Annotated in this window: 13 protein-coding genes and 3 tRNA genes; 9 read left to right on the top strand and 7 right to left on the bottom strand. The window is 53.4% G+C overall.

Going from position 1 to position 17,096, the window contains the following annotated elements; all coding sequences use genetic code 11:
* Positions 1-4: 4 nt before the first annotated feature.
* Both frdB and frdA read right to left on the bottom strand, forming a co-directional pair.
* Positions 5-739, bottom strand: coding sequence for a fumarate reductase iron-sulfur protein (gene frdB, locus J1G48_RS20230; RefSeq protein WP_000829509.1), 735 nt, complete (start codon positions 737-739; stop codon positions 5-7).
* Positions 732-2,522, bottom strand: coding sequence for a fumarate reductase (quinol) flavoprotein subunit (frdA, locus tag J1G48_RS20225; RefSeq protein WP_001192954.1), 1,791 nt, complete (start codon positions 2,520-2,522; stop codon positions 732-734). The genes frdB and frdA overlap by 8 nt, the downstream gene beginning before the upstream one ends.
* Before the next feature lie 322 nt (positions 2,523-2,844).
* Between frdA and epmA the strand changes: the two genes are divergently transcribed.
* The 3 genes from epmA to J1G48_RS20210 all read left to right on the top strand — a co-directional run bounded on the left by epmA (position 2,845) and on the right by J1G48_RS20210 (position 5,916).
* Positions 2,845-3,822: an elongation factor P--(R)-beta-lysine ligase gene (gene epmA / locus J1G48_RS20220; RefSeq protein WP_000004794.1), complete on the top strand. Its 978-nt coding sequence runs from the start codon at positions 2,845-2,847 to the stop codon at positions 3,820-3,822.
* Positions 3,823-4,047: 225 nt separating this feature from the next.
* Positions 4,048-5,550: a glutamate/gamma-aminobutyrate family transporter YjeM gene (gene yjeM / locus J1G48_RS20215; protein ID WP_000149872.1), complete on the top strand. Its 1,503-nt coding sequence runs from the start codon at positions 4,048-4,050 to the stop codon at positions 5,548-5,550.
* A gap of 51 nt (positions 5,551-5,601) precedes the next feature.
* On the top strand, positions 5,602-5,916 hold the full coding sequence (locus J1G48_RS20210; protein ID WP_000074661.1) for a YjeO family protein: 315 nt from the start codon (positions 5,602-5,604) through the stop codon (positions 5,914-5,916).
* 66 nt (positions 5,917-5,982) lie between these two features.
* Here the strand turns inward: J1G48_RS20210 and mscM are convergent, their stop codons facing one another.
* From mscM to rsgA, 3 genes are all read right to left on the bottom strand, one after another.
* Complete coding sequence (gene mscM / locus J1G48_RS20205) at positions 5,983-9,309, bottom strand: miniconductance mechanosensitive channel MscM (RefSeq protein ID WP_001236755.1); 3,327 nt, start codon at positions 9,307-9,309, stop codon at positions 5,983-5,985.
* An 18-nt stretch (positions 9,310-9,327) separates the two neighbouring features.
* Positions 9,328-10,296, bottom strand: a complete 969-nt coding sequence (asd, locus tag J1G48_RS20200) for an archaetidylserine decarboxylase (protein ID WP_000934949.1) — start codon at positions 10,294-10,296, stop codon at positions 9,328-9,330.
* Between the two features lie 91 nt (positions 10,297-10,387).
* Positions 10,388-11,440: a small ribosomal subunit biogenesis GTPase RsgA gene (gene rsgA / locus J1G48_RS20195; RefSeq protein ID WP_000041953.1), complete on the bottom strand. Its 1,053-nt coding sequence runs from the start codon at positions 11,438-11,440 to the stop codon at positions 10,388-10,390.
* Between the two features lie 106 nt (positions 11,441-11,546).
* Between rsgA and orn the strand changes: the two genes are divergently transcribed.
* On the top strand, positions 11,547-12,092 hold the full coding sequence (orn, locus tag J1G48_RS20190; RefSeq protein WP_001271546.1) for an oligoribonuclease: 546 nt from the start codon (positions 11,547-11,549) through the stop codon (positions 12,090-12,092).
* Between the two features lie 61 nt (positions 12,093-12,153).
* Here the strand turns inward: orn and J1G48_RS20185 are convergent, their stop codons facing one another.
* Complete coding sequence (locus J1G48_RS20185; protein ID WP_000922811.1) at positions 12,154-12,873, bottom strand: arginine ABC transporter substrate-binding protein; 720 nt, start codon at positions 12,871-12,873, stop codon at positions 12,154-12,156.
* Positions 12,874-13,168: 295 nt separating this feature from the next.
* On the opposite strand from J1G48_RS20185, the gene J1G48_RS20180 reads away from it, so the two are divergent.
* From J1G48_RS20180 to J1G48_RS20170, 3 genes are all read left to right on the top strand, one after another.
* Positions 13,169-13,244: transfer RNA gene (locus tag J1G48_RS20180), tRNA-Gly, on the top strand.
* 156 nt (positions 13,245-13,400) lie between these two features.
* A tRNA-Gly gene (locus J1G48_RS20175) sits at positions 13,401-13,476 on the top strand.
* 156 nt (positions 13,477-13,632) lie between these two features.
* Positions 13,633-13,708 (top strand) — tRNA-Gly (locus J1G48_RS20170).
* A 269-nt stretch (positions 13,709-13,977) separates the two neighbouring features.
* Here J1G48_RS20170 and queG read toward each other — a convergent pair.
* Positions 13,978-15,117, bottom strand: coding sequence for a tRNA epoxyqueuosine(34) reductase QueG (gene queG / locus J1G48_RS20165; RefSeq protein WP_001676220.1), 1,140 nt, complete (start codon positions 15,115-15,117; stop codon positions 13,978-13,980).
* Between queG and nnr the strand changes: the two genes are divergently transcribed.
* Together nnr and tsaE are read left to right on the top strand one after the other, a co-directional pair.
* Positions 15,116-16,663: a bifunctional ADP-dependent NAD(P)H-hydrate dehydratase/NAD(P)H-hydrate epimerase gene (nnr, locus tag J1G48_RS20160; RefSeq protein ID WP_000968664.1), complete on the top strand. Its 1,548-nt coding sequence runs from the start codon at positions 15,116-15,118 to the stop codon at positions 16,661-16,663. The genes queG and nnr overlap by 2 nt on opposite strands.
* The gene (gene tsaE, locus J1G48_RS20155) at positions 16,635-17,096 is read left to right on the top strand and encodes a tRNA (adenosine(37)-N6)-threonylcarbamoyltransferase complex ATPase subunit type 1 TsaE (protein WP_000981984.1); all 462 of its coding nucleotides are present in this window, start codon (positions 16,635-16,637) and stop codon (positions 17,094-17,096) included. Before nnr ends, tsaE begins: the two co-directional genes overlap by 29 nt.

Below are 17,096 nucleotides of genomic sequence, written 5' to 3'. Positions count from 1 at the left end.
CTCCTTAGCGTGGTTTCAGGGTGGCGATAAGAAAGTCTTTCGAGCTTTCCACTTTACCCTGCTGAATGGCCGCAGCCGGATCGACATGTTTTGGACAGACTTCGGAGCAGTAGCCCACGAAAGTACAGGTCCATACGCCGTTCGGACTGTTCAACTGCGCCATACGCTCCTTCTTACCGTGATCGCGGCTATCTTCGTTATAGCGATGCGCCAGCGTAATCGCAGCCGGTCCGATAAACTCAGGATTCAGACCGAACTGCGGGCACGCGGCGTAGCACAGACCACAGTTGATGCAACCGGAGAACTGGTGATACTTCGCCATTTGCGCCGGGGTCTGGACATTCGGCCCCTGATCTGGCGTGCGAGAGTTGCCAATAATGTACGGTTTGATCGCTTCCAGGCTTTCGATAAAGTGCGTCATATCGACAACCAGATCGCGCTCAATCGGGAAGTTCGCCAGCGCTTCCACCTTCATACCGTTGGTGTAATCGCGCAGGAAGGTTTTACACGCCAGTTTAGGGACGTTGTTGACCATCATGCCGCAAGAGCCGCAGATCGCCATACGGCAGGACCAGCGGTAGCTCAGGTCTGGCGACAGGTTATCTTTGATGTAGCCCAACGCGTCCAGTAGCGATGTTGTTTCATCATAAGGAACTTCATAGAAAGCACTGTGCGGCGCGGTATCGGTTTCCGGGTTATAGCGCACCACCTCAACTTTCAGGTTTTTCATCTCAGCCATTCGCCTTCTCCTTCTTATCGGCTGCTTCCGCTTCACCGCCGTAAACACGTTTGGCTGGCGGCAGGGTGGTGATTTTCACGTCGCTGTATTCCAGACGGGTCGTGCCATCAGCATCGCGGAAGGCGAGGGTGTGCTTGAGGAAGTTCACATCGTCGCGCTCGGTACAGCCTTCATCCAGACGCTGATGCGCGCCGCGGGACTCTTTACGCGCCAGCGCAGAGTGCGCCATACATTCCGCCACGTTCAGACCATGACCCAGTTCGATGGTATACAGCAGGTCAGTGTTGAACACGCTGGAAGTATCGGAGATACGTACGCGCTTGAAACGTTCCTGAAGCTCGGCCAGTTTATCAACGGTTTTCTGCATCAGTTCCGGGGTACGGTAAATACCGCAACCTTCTTCCATAGACAGACCCATCTCATCGCGGATCTTCGACCAGTTTTCGTTGCCTTCCTGGTTCACCAGATTTTTCAGACGCTGTTCAATATCGGCAACCTGGGCGTCGAGCGCGGCGCTATTTGCGGCGCCTGCCGTAGCAGCGCGTTCCATTGCTTGTTCGCCAGCCAGACGACCAAACACCACCAGTTCCGCCAGCGAGTTGGAACCGAGGCGGTTCGCGCCATGCAGGCCAACAGAGGAGCATTCGCCAACGGCAAACAGCCCTTTGACACGGCTTTCACAGTTCTGGTCGGTTTCAATGCCGCCCATGGTGTAGTGCGCGGTCGGACGTACTGGAATCGGTTCTTTAACCGGATCGACGCCGACATAGGCTTTCGCCAGTTCGCAAATGAACGGCAGACGTTCATGCAGTTTCTTCTCGCCGAGATGACGCAGATCGAGGTGAACCACATCGCCGCGCGGCGTGGAGATGGTGTTGCCTTTACGCCATTCGTGCCAGAAAGCCTGGGATACTTTGTCGCGCGGCCCCAGTTCCATATATTTGTTTTTCGGCTCGCCCAGCGGCGTTTCGGGGCCCATGCCGTAGTCTTGCAGGTAACGGTAGCCATTTTTATTGACCAGAATACCGCCTTCGCCGCGGCAACCTTCAGTCATCAGGATACCGGAACCTGGCAGGCCGGTCGGGTGATACTGAACGAATTCCATATCACGCAGCGGAACGCCGTGGCTCAGCGCCATGCCCATCCCGTCGCCGGTGACGATGCCGCCGTTGGTGTTATAGCGGTATACGCGGCCTGCGCCGCCTGTCGCCATGACCACGGCGTTGGCGCGGATTTGCACCAGCGTGCCTTCCATCATGTTCATTGCCACCAGGCCGCGCGCATGGTTGTCATCAACCAGAATATCCAGCACGAAATGTTCGTCAAAGCGCTGGATTTGTGGGAACTGCAGGGAAGTCTGGAACAGGGTATGCAGCATATGGAAGCCGGTTTTATCCGCGGCGAACCAGGTACGCTCGATTTTCATACCACCGAAGCGACGCACGTTAACGCTACCGTCCGGACGGCGGCTCCACGGGCAGCCCCATTGCTCCAGCTGCGTCATCTCAGTGGGACAATGGTGGACAAAGTAATCCACGACATCCTGCTCACACAGCCAGTCTCCGCCTGCTACCGTATCGTGAAAATGGTAGTCAAAGCTGTCATGATCCTGGGCGACAGCGGCTGAACCCCCTTCGGCAGCGACGGTGTGGCTGCGCATCGGGTACACTTTTGAGATCAGTGCGATTTTAGCATTGGGATTCGCCTGTGCGGCAGCAATTGCAGCACGTAATCCCGCGCCACCGGCGCCTATAATGGCAAGATCGGCTTGAAAGGTTTGCACGACATTCCTCCAGATTATTGTAATTTCACCCTCGCGCAGCCAGATAAAGCCTCTGGGTTCTGCGAAGTATGAATGCGTTTCCACTGCTCCTTTATGGGTACAACAGTATAGTCTCAGGGATGTGAGGGAAATTTGACGTGTTCGATTTTTTTAGCGTATCAGAGGGATGAATTATCATTGATTTTGATTAATTTAATTACTAAACCATCTGAAATCACTTTTTTTACCCTCCAGAAGGCGCCCGATACGCCAGTGCAAAATTTGTTTCGCCCGCGCGTTGCGAGTAGACTTCGTGACCTTGTCTTAAACTGGAGAAAGAATCATGAGCGAAACGGCAACCTGGCAGCCGAGCGCGTCCATCCCCAATTTATTAAAACGTGCGGCGATTATGGCGGAAATCCGTCGTTTCTTTGCCGATCGTGGAGTGCTTGAGGTTGAGACGCCCTGCATGAGTCAGGCGACGGTCACAGACATTCATCTGTTCCCGTTCGAAACGCGTTTCGTCGGACCTGGCCATTCCCAGGGGATCAACCTCTATTTAATGACCAGTCCGGAATACCATATGAAACGCCTGCTGGCGGCAGGGTGCGGCCCGGTTTTCCAGCTATGCCGCAGTTTCCGTAATGAAGAGATGGGACGACATCATAATCCGGAATTCACTATGCTGGAGTGGTATCGCCCGCATTACGATATGTACCGCCTGATGAATGAAGTGGATGATTTGCTTCAGCAAGTGCTGGATTGTCAACCTGCGGAAAGTCTCTCCTATCAACAGGCGTTTCAGCGCCATCTGGAGATTGACCCGTTATCAGCAGATAAAACGCAACTGCGTGAGGCGGCGGCAAAGCTTGATTTAAGCAATATCGCCGATACGGAAGAAGACCGTGATACGTTGCTGCAACTGTTGTTCACGATGGGGGTTGAGCCGCATATAGGTAAAGAAAAGCCGACCTTTATTTATCACTTTCCGGCAAGTCAGGCATCGCTGGCACAAATCAGTACCGAGGATCATCGCGTCGCCGAGCGCTTTGAGGTGTACTACAAAGGTATTGAGCTGGCGAATGGTTTCCACGAACTGACGGACGCACGTGAGCAACAACAGCGCTTTGAACAGGACAATCGTAAGCGCGCCGCTCGCGGTCTGCCGCAGCAGCCGATTGACCAAAATCTACTGGATGCGCTGGCCGCCGGTCTACCGGATTGTTCCGGCGTGGCGCTGGGTGTTGATCGTCTGGTGATGCTGGCGCTGGGAGCAGAAAGCCTGGCGGACGTGATTGCTTTTACGGTCGATCGGGCGTAAATCTGAAATTCACTCTTTCGCGAGATAAAATGGCGCAATAAGCGCCATTTTGTAGCATATTTTTTCAATTATCCTCTGTTTGCCACAACATAAGGCTGGAACTTTGATGCCATTTAGGTATCAATCCTGTGTTGATTTTTTTATCGCTGACCTTCGTAAAAAAGAAGGCGGCGTCAATCGGTGAGCGGCGTCTGGCAAACGCGCTCGAGCGTAAGGGATGGTTGAATGACCCACACGATAAAAAAGATGAGCCTTATTGGGCTTATCCTGATGATTTTTACTTCTGTTTTTGGTTTTGCGAATAGCCCGTCGGCGTTTTATTTAATGGGGTATAGCGCAATCCCGTGGTATATATTTTCTGCCTTGCTGTTTTTTATTCCATTCGCCTTAATGATGGCTGAAATGGGTTCCGCTTATCGCAAAGAAGAGGGCGGGATCTATTCGTGGATGAATAATAGCGTGGGGCCACGTTACGCGTTTATTGGCACGTTTATGTGGTTTTCATCGTATGTCATATGGATGGTAAGTACGGCGGCAAAAATTTGGGTACCGTTTTCTACTTTTGTTTTTGGCGCCGATATGACGCAGCACTGGCGTATTGCAGGGCTTGAGCCTACGCAGGTTGTCGGGCTGCTCGCCGTCGGCTGGATGATTCTGGTGACGTGTGTCGCCGCCAGAGGGATCAATAAAATTGCGCGAATTACGGCGGTCGGAGGTATTGCCGTAATGTGTCTTAATTTAGTTTTATTGTTAGTGAGTGTCGCTATTTTGTTATTAAATGGTGGGCATTTTGCACAAGAAATTAATTTTACCTCGTCACCGAATCCGGGTTATCACTCCGGCCTGGCAATGTTGTCATTTGTGGTATTTGCTATTTTTGCGTACGGCGGTATTGAGGCTGTCGGCGGACTGGTGGATAAAACCGAGAAACCGGAAAAGAATTTTGCGAAAGGTATTGTTTTCGCGGCTATTGTGATTTCAATTGGTTATTCTTTGGCGATCTTTTTATGGGGCGTCAGCACTAACTGGCAACAGATATTAAGTAATAGCGCCGTTAACTTAGGGAATATTACCTACATTTTGATGTCGAGTTTAGGCACGACATTAGGTAACGCGTTAAACCTTTCTCCGGACGCAGCGATGACGGTGGGCGTCTGGTTTGCGCGTATCACCGGCCTTTCTATGTTTCTGGCTTATACCGGCGCGTTTTTTACGTTGAGCTATTCACCGCTGAAAGCCATTATTCAGGGGACGCCAAAAGCGTTGTGGCCCGCGCCGATGACGACACTGAACGCTAACGGTATGCCGGCGACCGCTATGTGGCTACAGTGCGTGCTGGTGAGTCTGTTTATTTTGCTGGTCTCTTTTGGCGGTGACACCGCATCGGCGTTTTATAACAAACTCACGCTGATGGCGAACGTCTCAATGACCTTGCCATACCTGTTCCTTGCGCTGGCATTTCCCTTCTTTAAAGCGCGTCAGGATCTGGAGCGGCCATTTGTTCTCTTTAAAACCAAAGCCTCTACCCTGGTCGCGACGGGTGTTGTGGTGCTGGTGGTGACGTTTGCCAACGTCTTTACCATCATCCAGCCGGTGATTGAAGCTGGGGATTGGGACAGCGCCTTGTGGATGATCGGTGGGCCGATCTTCTTCTCGCTGCTGGCGATGGCGATTTATCAGAATTACAGCAGCCGCATGAGCGCTGATCCGGAGTGGGCGGCGGAGTAATCTTTGTCCGGATAGCGTTAGCTCATCGGCTTTATGAAAAGGATATTTATAATGAGTCCGAAAATGTTTGCATTGTGCGCTATCTGGCTTTTACTGGCTATCCCACTCATCGCTGTATTTTCAGTCCTGGATAAAGAGTGGATGATTGGCGAGAGTGGGATAAACAACATTTGTGATGTGATGAGAACTGTCGAAAATGATGATTCCAGAGGTTTTGGCGCGATGATGACGCTGCCCCTGTTTTTCCCGTTTTTTTACGTTACTGTGTATAAGAAAATACGTAGTTGGTTTTTGTACTGTGTCGCGTTGGTGATATTTGCTTACTGGTCCTGGCAATTCTTCCTGCGCTATCAGTTTTGTGTGTGATCTATGCTAAAAGACCTGATAAGCCTATGTCATCGAGTCTTTTAGCGTCATCCGGCGCCATTGCGTTTACAAACTCCCCGCCGGGCGGCTGGTTTTACCCGCTGACGTTAACGTTCTCCCCGTTTGTTTACCGCCGAGGCTCTCCAGACGCATCTGGAACGGCGGGAACGGCATATCAATACCGTGCTCGCGGAAGCCCGCCAGAATCAATTGGTGGATCTCATGGCGTAATGGCATACGGTGTCCCATTTCCGCGGCATAGATACGCAGTTCGAAAATCTGAATACCCTGCTGGAGATCCACCAGAAAGATTTCAGGCGGCGGGTTATCAAGCACCAAAGAACAGCGCTGCGCCGCCGTCAGCAGAATTTGCGTCACCTCTTCGCTATTGGCATCCGCTGGCGCCGGGATGGTTAACACCACGCGCGTAACGGAGTCAGACAGCGACCAGTTGATAAACTGTTCGGTGATAAAGGCTTTATTCGGCACGATAATCTCTTTACGATCCCAGTCACTGATAGTGGTGGCGCGGGTATTGATTTTGGTCACGCTGCCGGTGAGATCGCGAATGGTCACCGTATCGCCGATACGAATCGGCTTTTCAAACAAAATAATCAGGCCGGAGATAAAGTTAGCGAAAATTTCTTGCAGGCCAAAACCAAGCCCAACGCCGAGCGCGGCCACCAGCCATTGTAGCTTCGACCACTCAATGCCGATCATCGAGAAACCGACCAGCCCGCCAATCAGCATTAACAGATATTTGGTGATGGTCGTGATGGCGTAACCGGTACCAGGCGTTAAATCGAGATGCTGTAATAACGCCAGTTCCAGCAGCGCAGGCAGATTACGCACCAACTGCGTGGTGATGATAAAGACCAGAATCGCAATGAGCACCGCCCCCAGAGTAATCGGCTCCAGGCTTTCCACGCCTTGCACCGTAGAGGTGACATCCCACAGCGAAATATTCTCCAGGAAGCCGAATGCCGAGTGGATTTCCGACCACAGTACAATTACCGATAGCAGGGCGATAAGCATCAGAATTGAGCGGACCAGACGCAGCGACTGAGCGCTAATAGCGTCAAGATCGATTTCACTTTCATCGATGTCGACCGCGCCTTCCAGGCTGGAGGAGTGCGCCGGTTCTTCTTCGCCGCGCGCGCGCTGCGCCAGCATTTCCGCCCGACGATGTTTGGCGCGGTCAAAAGCCAGTCGGCGTCGTTGGATCAGCATCCAGCGGCGAATGACGTGATAGATGACCAGCAACAGGAACCAGATGGCGACCGAGGTTTCCAGTCTCGCCAGTAGCGCCTGCGCCGTGGCCAGATAACCCACCGCCGCCGCCAGAATCGCGATAAGCGGCGCGCCCATCAGCATATTCCACAGCAGGCTGTTGACCATGTTGTCGCCGTTGCCTTCTTTATCAAGATAGAGCGGGATGCCCGCTTTTTTCAGACTCAGCGTGACCAGCGCCAGCGCGCCGCATATCAGGATGAAGCAAAGGCGGCCCAACGAGCCGGAAAACTCCCGATCGTTAAGATTATCAAACATGATCACTGCCATGATGAGCGGCACGATCAGCCCAATGCTCATCAGGTAGTAGCGCATCGCTTTCGCTACCCGGTTTCGCGGCCAGCCGAAATGCGCCACAAACAGACCATTAGGACGGGCAAAAGCGGCGCAAATCATGACTACCCACAACAGCGGTACTGTCGCCGTCACGCCATCACCGATGGCGACGGCCAGCGGATACGGCCAGGCTTCCTGTAGACCATAGCCGAGCGTCGCCCACAAGACCGGCAGCGGCGAGGCGACCAGAATCGACCAGAACACCGTTCGCAGCGTCAGCGAGAAGTGATCCTGGGTGACTTTCCCGACGCGCGAGGCCGAGCGCTCAAGGAACCGGTTGAAGTGTTGACGTGAATAGAGGCTAAACCCGACCAGCGCCAGCGCGCCGAATAACGGCAGTAGCGTCTCTTTGCTGGTCAGCATCATGATGCTGGCTTTACCTAACTGATTAAACGTATCTAATGAGATAAGCCGGCGTAAATCCTGAACCAAATCAACAGGCCAGGAGAGCGATAGCGGGCTAACGTCAGCGGTCCAGAACAGATAACGGTGGGTCGCTTCATTAACCTCTTTAAGCGCATCCTCCAGTTGGCTGTTGGAGACTTTCAGTTTGGTCAGCTCCAGGATCAGCGTATCGCCGCCCTGTAACAAAGAGTTGAGCAGCTCGCGCTGAGTGCGAAGCTGGGCGTCAAGAATCTGGTTTTGCTCGGCGGTCAGCGGCTGTCCATTGGCCTGACGTATTTGCCGTAGCTGCGGCTGTTTATTGAGTAATTCTTCATAGCGCATACGGTGAACGCGTAGCTGCGCCATTTCCGTATCAAGCTGCTGCGGTTTAGGCATCTCTGGCAGACGGGCGACCTGCGCGCGCAGCGCTTCGCCAAGCATGTTGGACACGCCAAGCCATTGCGACTGCTCCCGCAGCGTATTGAGCGCCTGACGCACCTGTAACGTTTGGCTGGTGGCCTGTCGCTGCTGCGAGGCGACCAGATCCATCCGCTGCGCTTGTTGATTAAGCGCCTGTGACAGCTCGCGGTTGACTTTAAATTGTTCGACGATACCTTCCGGCAAACCGGCGCTGTTTTCCGCCAGCAGCTCAGTGCTTTCCAGCGCGCGTTCCGCTTCACGTTGACGCAGGCTGTTGAGCTGATTGCGCAGCGCCTGAAGATACGCATCCAATTGCTGACTCTGTTTTTCCGCCAGCTCGGAACGCAGACGAGCCAGTTCCTGCCGGTTGTTGGCGGACAGTTGCGCCAACTCCAGTTCGTCGACTAACGCTTTTAGTTTGGCGGACTCCGCCTGCATACTGAGACTTTGCGCCTGGCTAAGCGCGGCACTTCCGCCTGCGGCGCCGAGTCGTCGCTCAATCTCATTAAGCTGGCGGCGGGCGTCGTTTTGCTGTTGGGGAAGCTGGCTGAGCGAGTCGGCGATCTCCCTGACGCGCTCCTGCTCCTGTTGCGCCTCGCGGGTTTTATCCAGTAGCTGGCTGCTAACCTGCAAGATCTCCTGATTTAACGCTTCGGTGGACATCTCTGGCGGTACGCTGCGAGGTTCATCGCGCAGATTATTCAACTGGGCGCGCAAGGTGGCGGATAGCTTAGGGAAATTATCAATAACGTGTTGATATTGTTTCGCGCGCTCAAGCGAGCCTTTTCGCTCTTCAAGCGCGTTTAACGCAGTCTGGAGCGCCTCAACGGCTTCCGGCTGAGCGGGCTTCGCCGCTTTTGCCTGCTCCAGTTCCTGCGTGATTTGTTTGGCGTCGGGGGCCGTTGCGGCAAACGCCCCCGTGCTGAGGCACCAGGCCATCAGAAAAGCGATAATCAGGCGCACGTCAGCATTCTCTCTTGATTAGGTGTCGTCTTTTTTATTGTCAACCAGCGGGCTGGCGTCGTGTTCGGCTTTAATTTCTTCTGCCGGCAGCGGAGCAGGTTCTACCTCCGGCGCGACGAATGTTTCGGTCGACGTCGCCAGCGGTTGGCCAATTTTGGTAACGGACAGGCTTGCCAGCGACGCGATCAGATTCACTTTCCCCGGCGCAAATAAGTTGATAACCGTGGAACCCAGTTTAAAGCGCCCCATCTCCTGGCCTTTCAACAAGGCGACAGACCCTTCATGTTCGCCTTCTGGCCAGGTCCAGCGCTTGATGATGCCTTCGCGCGGCGGGGTAATGGTCCCCGCCCAGACGGTTTCGATACTGCCGACAATAGTTGCGCCGACCAGAATCTGCGCCATAGGGCCGAACTCGGTATCAAACAGACAGATAACGCGCTCGTTGCGGGCAAACAGGTTGGGGACGTTTTGCGCGGTCAGATGGTTAACGGAGAACAGATCGCCCGGTACGTAGATCATTTCGCGCAGGATGCCGTTGCATGGCATATGCACGCGATGGTAGTCGCGAGGGGAGAGGTAAGTGGTCACAAACGTGCCGTTGCGGAACTTATCCGCCATCAGGTAGTTACCCGCCAGCAACGCTTCAAGGCTGTAATTATGGCCTTTGGCCTGCAAAATTTTATCTTCTTCGATACGACCCAACTGGCTTATCACGCCGTCGGCAGGCATAACCAGGATGTTAGGATCGGTATTGAGCGGACGCACGTCATCACGCAGCGGACGAACAAAGAAATCATTGAACGTACGATAGCTGGCGGTATCCGGTTTTTGCGCCTCGGTCATATCGACTTTGTAATACTTTACGAAGAGATCGATAACCAGTTTTGTCAGCCATCCTGCTCGTTTGCTTGCGCCCCAGCCCGCCAGGCGAGTGAGCCATAGTTTCGGCAGAATGTATTGTAGCGAAAGTTTAAATGAGTTTAACAAGGTAGCCTCCAGGCCATTGTTGTTCCTGAACCGGCAGTTATACCGGTATCCTGAAAAAAGGGGACGATTCTAACGACGCCTAGCGTATCTGTCAGTCGTCCGTATCAGAAAAGTTTTTACGCGTTTTTACCTGCGCCATACTTTCAAGAATTCGGTGATAATTTTCGAAACGGGTTTCCGCAATAGCGCCGTTCTCTACCGCCTCGCGAATGGCGCAGCCTGGATCGGCGTCATGCTTGCAGTCCCGGTATTTACAATGTCCCAAATAGTCATGAAATTCGACAAAGCCCTGGGTGATTTGTTCCGGCTCCAGATGCCATAAGCCGAACTCGCGCACGCCGGGGGAATCAATGACATCGCCGCCATGCGGGAAATGATACAGACGAGCAGCGGTAGTGGTATGTTGACCCAGACCGGAGACATTCGACACATCGTTCGTCAGAATCTCGTTCTGTAAGCCGAGCAGAGCGTTTAGCAGACTGGATTTTCCGACGCCGGACTGCCCGGCAAAAATACTGATGCGACCGGTTAACGCTTCTTCCAGCGGTTTCAGACCATCCTGCGTATGGCTGGAGACCATCAGCACGCGATAGCCGATATTGCGGTAGATATCCATCTGCTCATTAACGAAGTCCATACCTTCGTCGTCCAGCAGATCAATTTTATTGAGTACGATAAGCGGCTCAACCTGTAGGGTTTCACAGCCGACCAGATAGCGATCGATGATATTCAGCGACAGCTCCGGCAAAATCGCGGAGACGATAACGATTTGGTCAATGTTGGCGGCAATAGGCTTCACGCCGTCGTAGAAGTCCGGGCGCGTCAATACCGAGGTGCGCTCATGCACCGCTTCAACGATGCCTTTTACGTTGACGCCCTCTGCGGCGGCTTTGCCCGGACGCCAGACGACGCGATCGCCCGTCACCAGCGAACGGATAGTGCGGCGGATATTGCAACGGTGAACCTCGCCGTCAGCAGACTCCACATCGGCATGCATACCAAGACGGCTAATGACGATACCTTCTGCAGGCTCGCCAAACAGGTTGTCATCGTAGTCGGCTTTCTCCGCGGACGTTTTTAAACGACGCTGGTGATTGGCGTTCACACGGCGCTGCTGGCCTTTGGAGAGTTTATTTTTGCTCAATCGTACTGGCTCCTGGTCGCCCATAGTGGGCAAAACATCTATGATACACGCAATTGTAGATGAATATAGTCACAGTGAATGTGACCTCTGAAGGGTGGAAAATAGCATGAGTGCCGATGAAAACAACCTGATTTGGATCGATCTGGAGATGACAGGTCTGGACCCCGAGCGCGATCGCATTATTGAGATAGCCACGCTGGTAACGGATGCCAGCCTGAATATTCTGGCGGAAGGGCCGACGATTGCGGTACATCAATCCGATGCGCAACTGGCGTTAATGGATGACTGGAACGTGCGCACCCATACCGGCAGCGGCCTGGTAGATCGCGTTAAGGCAAGTACGATGGGCGAACGAGACGCTGAACTGGCGACGATTGAATTTCTGAAAACGTGGGTGCCTGCGGGTAAGTCGCCGATTTGCGGTAACAGCATCGGTCAGGATCGTCGTTTTCTGTTTAAATATATGCCGGAACTGGAGGCCTACTTCCACTATCGCTATCTGGATGTCAGTACGCTCAAGGAACTGGCGCGCCGCTGGAAGCCGGAGATTCTGGCCGGCTTTACCAAGCAGGGCACGCACCAAGCGATGGATGATATTCGCGAGTCGGTGGCGGAGCTGGCTTACTACCGCGAGCATTTCATTAAGCTGTGAGGCGTAACATGCCGGATGGCAACGCCAGAGCGTCTCATCCGGCAGCTCTCCCGCCACTGAATTACTGCGTAAACCATTTCTCCTGCATCTGCGCATATTCCGGCGACGCTTTCACCTTGTCGAGCGCGGCATTAATTTCTTGCAATAGCGCGTCGTTGCCTTTGCGTACCGCAATGCCTAACCCTTTTCCGTAGTAGTCAGGATCGCTGGCGCGTTCATCCATGATGGCGTAATCCGGATTGTTTTTTAGCCACTTACCAATCGCGGCGACATCGCCAAACACGCCCTCAAGACGGTTATTTTTCAGATCGGTAAAAGCGTTTAGATAGCTGTCATAGGCGACAGGCGTGATGGCTTGTTGTTTATCCTGCAAATAGCGCTGATGCGTTGTACCGTTTTCCAGACCGACTTTTTTGCCTTTCAGATCGGCAAAAGTGTGATAAGCCCCTTTACGCGTGACGACTACCGCCGATAGACCTTCGTAATAGGGTTGGCTAAAGGAGACCTGCTGCTCACGTTTGGGCGTCATATCCATACCGGCGATCACCGCATCAAACTTTTTGAAGCGTAGGCTGGGGATCAGACTATCAAAGCTCTGGTTAGTGAATGAGCACTCCGCTTGCATCTCTTTGCAGACCGCGTTGGCGACATCAATATCGAAACCAACAATTTTATTATCGGCATCGACAAACTCATAGGGCGCATAGGTGGCGGAGGTGCCAAAATGTAATGTTCTGGCGGAAACGGAAGCGGCGTGAACGGAGAGGCTGGCTAACAGCATGACAATAAGTTTTTTTTCATCTTGATCCCTGATATCAATTGGATGTTGTGGTCACCGTGCTATTCTTTTTTTGGCGCAGGGTGCTATTCTGATTCTGTGCCTTTAGGCGTGGCGTGAAAAGTTTTTTGTTGCATAGCGCACGCTTTGCTCGTTTTTTGTCTTGTTTGGTGATTTAATCAGCATTCAAACAAAAATCGCGAAAAAATGCGTTCAGGGGCTTGCAGCTAAATGGATTTCTCGTATAATGCGCCTCCCGTAACGACGCAGAAATGCGAATTACGACAGCAACAAATTTGCGGGAATAGCTCAGTTGGTAGAGCACGACCTTGCCAAGGTCGGGGTCGCGAGTTCGAGTCTCGTTTCCCGCTCCAAAATTTGAAAGTACTTGTTAAGTACAGACCACCAATCGCAGGATTTCGAGTTGCGACAAGGCGGCAACTGAATGAGTCCTCAGGAGCTTACTGAAGTAAGTGACTCAGGCGAGTGAAGGCAGCCAACGCAGTAGCGGTTCGAAAGACGAAGATTATGCGGGAATAGCTCAGTTGGTAGAGCACGACCTTGCCAAGGTCGGGGTCGCGAGTTCGAGTCTCGTTTCCCGCTCCAAAATTTGAAAGTGCTTGTTAAGCACAGACCACCAATCGCAGGATTTCGAATTGCGACAAGGCGGCAACTGAATGAGTTCTCAGGAGCTTACTGAAGTAAGTGACTGAGGCGAGTGAAGGCAGCCAACGCAGTAGCGGTTCGAAAGACGAAGATTATGCGGGAATAGCTCAGTTGGTAGAGCACGACCTTGCCAAGGTCGGGGTCGCGAGTTCGAGTCTCGTTTCCCGCTCCAATTCTTATCTACAGTAAAATTGTCCACAACGAATATCGCGTTGGGGCACGTTTTGTTCCGCTTTCGTCAGATCCTTGTAAACAGACTTATCCACAGGGCGGCCCATTACTCCTGGAATGTAAAAAATTATACCTGACGCGTAGAATTTTTATAATTTACTGAAAAATATAGAAAAAATAAGATTTCAAAACGTTAGCGTTATTGTCTGTTCCTTTTTTCCCTCTTGAATCGCAATGTGTTTTTATTTTTATACACAGCCTGTGAATAATTCAGGCATCGCGCACCAGCCCTTTTTCAATCACCCTGACCAGACGCTGTTTTTTCGGTAGCTGCACTTCAATGATGCAGGCGTTCCGCTTTTCAATTTGTTGCGCAATCGCCCATTCGATATGCTCATCAAGAAGTGGATGTTCACCCTTGCGGCTTTCCAGCGCCGTAATGACGGCATTACTCCACGGCGCATTCCCCAGCGCGACGGCAACATTGCGCAGCCAGCGTAAATGACCAATGCGCCGAATCGCAGTACCTTCAGTGACTTTCAGAAACTGCGCTTCGCTCCAGCTAAACAACTCAACCAAATCTGGGTTATGCAGCGCCTTGCGTGGGCTAAAATCTGCTTCGTCGGTCAACTGAGAGTAACGATTCCACGGACAGATAAGCTGGCAGTCATCGCAGCCGTAAATACGGTTGCCTATCAGTGGGCGAAATGCTTCCGGAATAGCGCCTTCCAGCTCAATGGTGAGATAAGAAATACAGCGCCGCGCGTCCACCGTATACGGTTCGACAATCGCCCCGGTCGGGCAAATGGTCATACAGGCGACGCATTTGCCGCAACCTTCCTCGACCGGCTGGTCGACCGGCAGCGGTAAATCAATCAGCAATTCCCCCAGGAAAAAGAATGAGCCCGCCTCCCGATTAAGGATAAGTGAGTGCTTACCCGTCCAGCCAAGTCCGGCTTTTTCCGCTAATGGGCGTTCAAGAATAGGCGCAGAGTCGACAAACGGTCTAAAATTCAGCGAACCGCAGTACTGCTGGATCTGCTCGCCCAGTTTTTTAAGACGGCTGCGTAACAGCTTGTGATAATCACGCCCCAGCGCATATCGGCTAACGTAGCCCAGCGTGGGATCCTTCAACGTACTGGCAAACGCGGCGTTGGCGGGCAGATAGTTCATGCGCACGCTGATGACACGTAGCGTACCGGGTAAGAGTTCATGAGGCCGGGCGCGCATCATACCGTGGCGCGCCATCCATGCCATCTCGCCGTGGTATTGTTTGTCCAGCCACGCCTGCAGCGCAGGTTCGGATGCGCGCAGATCGGTATCAGTAATACCGACCTGCTGAAAGCCCAGCTCCAGCCCCCACTGCTTAATATTTTGCGCTAACTGATTGAGATCGAGGGGCTTTGACATGATGGACCATAACATGAAGAAAAACCCTGTAAGTATACCACACTCCATTTGGCTCGCCGATGACATCAAACGGCTGGAACGCGATGCGGCGGATGCCTTCGGACTCACACTCTATGAATTGATGCTGCGCGCTGGCGACGCGGCATTTCGGGTAGCCCGTGACAGTTATCCTGACACCCGACACTGGCTGGTGTTGTGTGGTCATGGCAACAACGGCGGCGATGGTTACGTCGTGGCGCGACTAGCGCAAGCGGCGGGCATTAGCGTAACGTTGCTGGCGCAGGAGAGCGACAAACCGTTGCCTGAAGAAGCGGCGCAGGCGCGCGATGCCTGGCTGAATGCTGGCGGCATTATCCATGCTGCCGATATTATCTGGCCGGAAGCGACGGATCTGATTATCGACGCGCTGCTTGGCACCGGCATAGCCCAGGCGCCGCGCGACCCGGTAGCCGGTCTGATTGAACAGGCGAACGCTCATCCTGCGCCGGTTGTCGCCGTCGATATCCCGTCAGGTCTGCTGGCGCAAACGGGCGCCACGCCTGGCGCGGTGATAAGCGCCGCGCATACGGTCACGTTTATCGCCCTGAAACCAGGCCTGCTGACCGGCAAAGCGCGTGACGTTACCGGCATATTGCATTATGACGCGTTGGGGCTGGAAGGCTGGCTGGCGAGCCAGACGCCGCCGCTCCGGCGTTTTGACGCGACGCAGTTGGGGCAATGGTTAACGCCGCGTCGACCGACCTCGCATAAGGGCGATCATGGTCGTCTGGCGATCATCGGCGGCGACCAGGGAACAGCGGGCGCAATTCGGATGGCTGGCGAGGCGGCGCTGCGTACGGGGGCTGGGTTGGTCAGAGTACTGACTCGCGGTGAAAACATCGCGCCGTTGCTGACAGCCCGCCCGGAACTGATGGTACATGAACTCACGCCTCAGTCGCTGGAAGAGAGCCTGACCTGGGCTGACGTTGTGGTGATCGGCCCGGGGCTTGGGCAGCAGGAATGGGGCAAAAAAGCCTTACAGAAAGTAGAAAACGTCCGTAAACCTATGCTGTGGGATGCGGATGCGTTGAACCTACTGGCAATCAATCCTGATAAACGTCACAATCGCGTGATTACGCCGCATCCGGGAGAGGCAGCCCGCCTGTTAGGATGTTCTGTGGCAGAAATTGAAAGTGATCGCTTACTTTCAGCACAGCGTCTGGTAAAACGGTATGGAGGCGTGGTCGTGTTAAAAGGCGCAGGAACGATTATTGCCGCTGAACACCACCCTCTGGCTATCATTGACGCTGGTAATGCGGGGATGGCGAGCGGCGGGATGGGCGATGTCCTGTCCGGCATCATCGGCGCATTGCTCGGACAGAAGTTTACCCCGTATGATGCGGCATGTGTGGGATGTGTGGCTCACGGCGCGGCGGCGGACTTACTGGCAGCGCGTTATGGCGCTCGCGGCATGTTGGCGACCGATCTTTTTACTACGCTGCGGCGTATTGTTAACCCTGATGTGATTGACGTAAACCATGATGAATCGAGTAATTCCGCTACCTGACGAACAGGCGACGCTAGACCTGGGGCAACGGGTAGCCAACGCCTGTGATGGCGCGACCGTTATTTATCTGTATGGCGATTTAGGTGCCGGTAAAACGACGTTTAGCCGGGGATTTTTACAGGCGTTAGGCCATAACGGTAATGTAAAAAGCCCCACCTATACGCTGGTAGAGCCTTATGCGCTTGATAACATGATGGTATATCACTTCGACTTATACCGTCTTGCGGACCCGGAGGAGCTGGAGTTTATGGGCATTCGCGATTATTTCGCCAACGACGCCATTTGTCTGGTGGAGTGGCCGCAACAAGGTAAAGGCGTTCTCCCCGACCCGGACGTCGAAATCCATATTGATTACCAGGCGCAGGGGCGTGAGGCTCGCGTAAGCGCGGTATCCTCATCGGGTCATTCGTTACTGGCGCGTTTAGCCGATTAG

The sequence above is a fragment of the Salmonella sp. SAL-020 genome, from assembly GCF_017372215.1.
In the GTDB taxonomy this organism is placed as follows: domain Bacteria; phylum Pseudomonadota; class Gammaproteobacteria; order Enterobacterales; family Enterobacteriaceae; genus Salmonella; species Salmonella enterica.
Note: the sequence above shows the minus strand (reverse complement) of the source record. Positions and strands in the feature narration are given on the sequence as shown.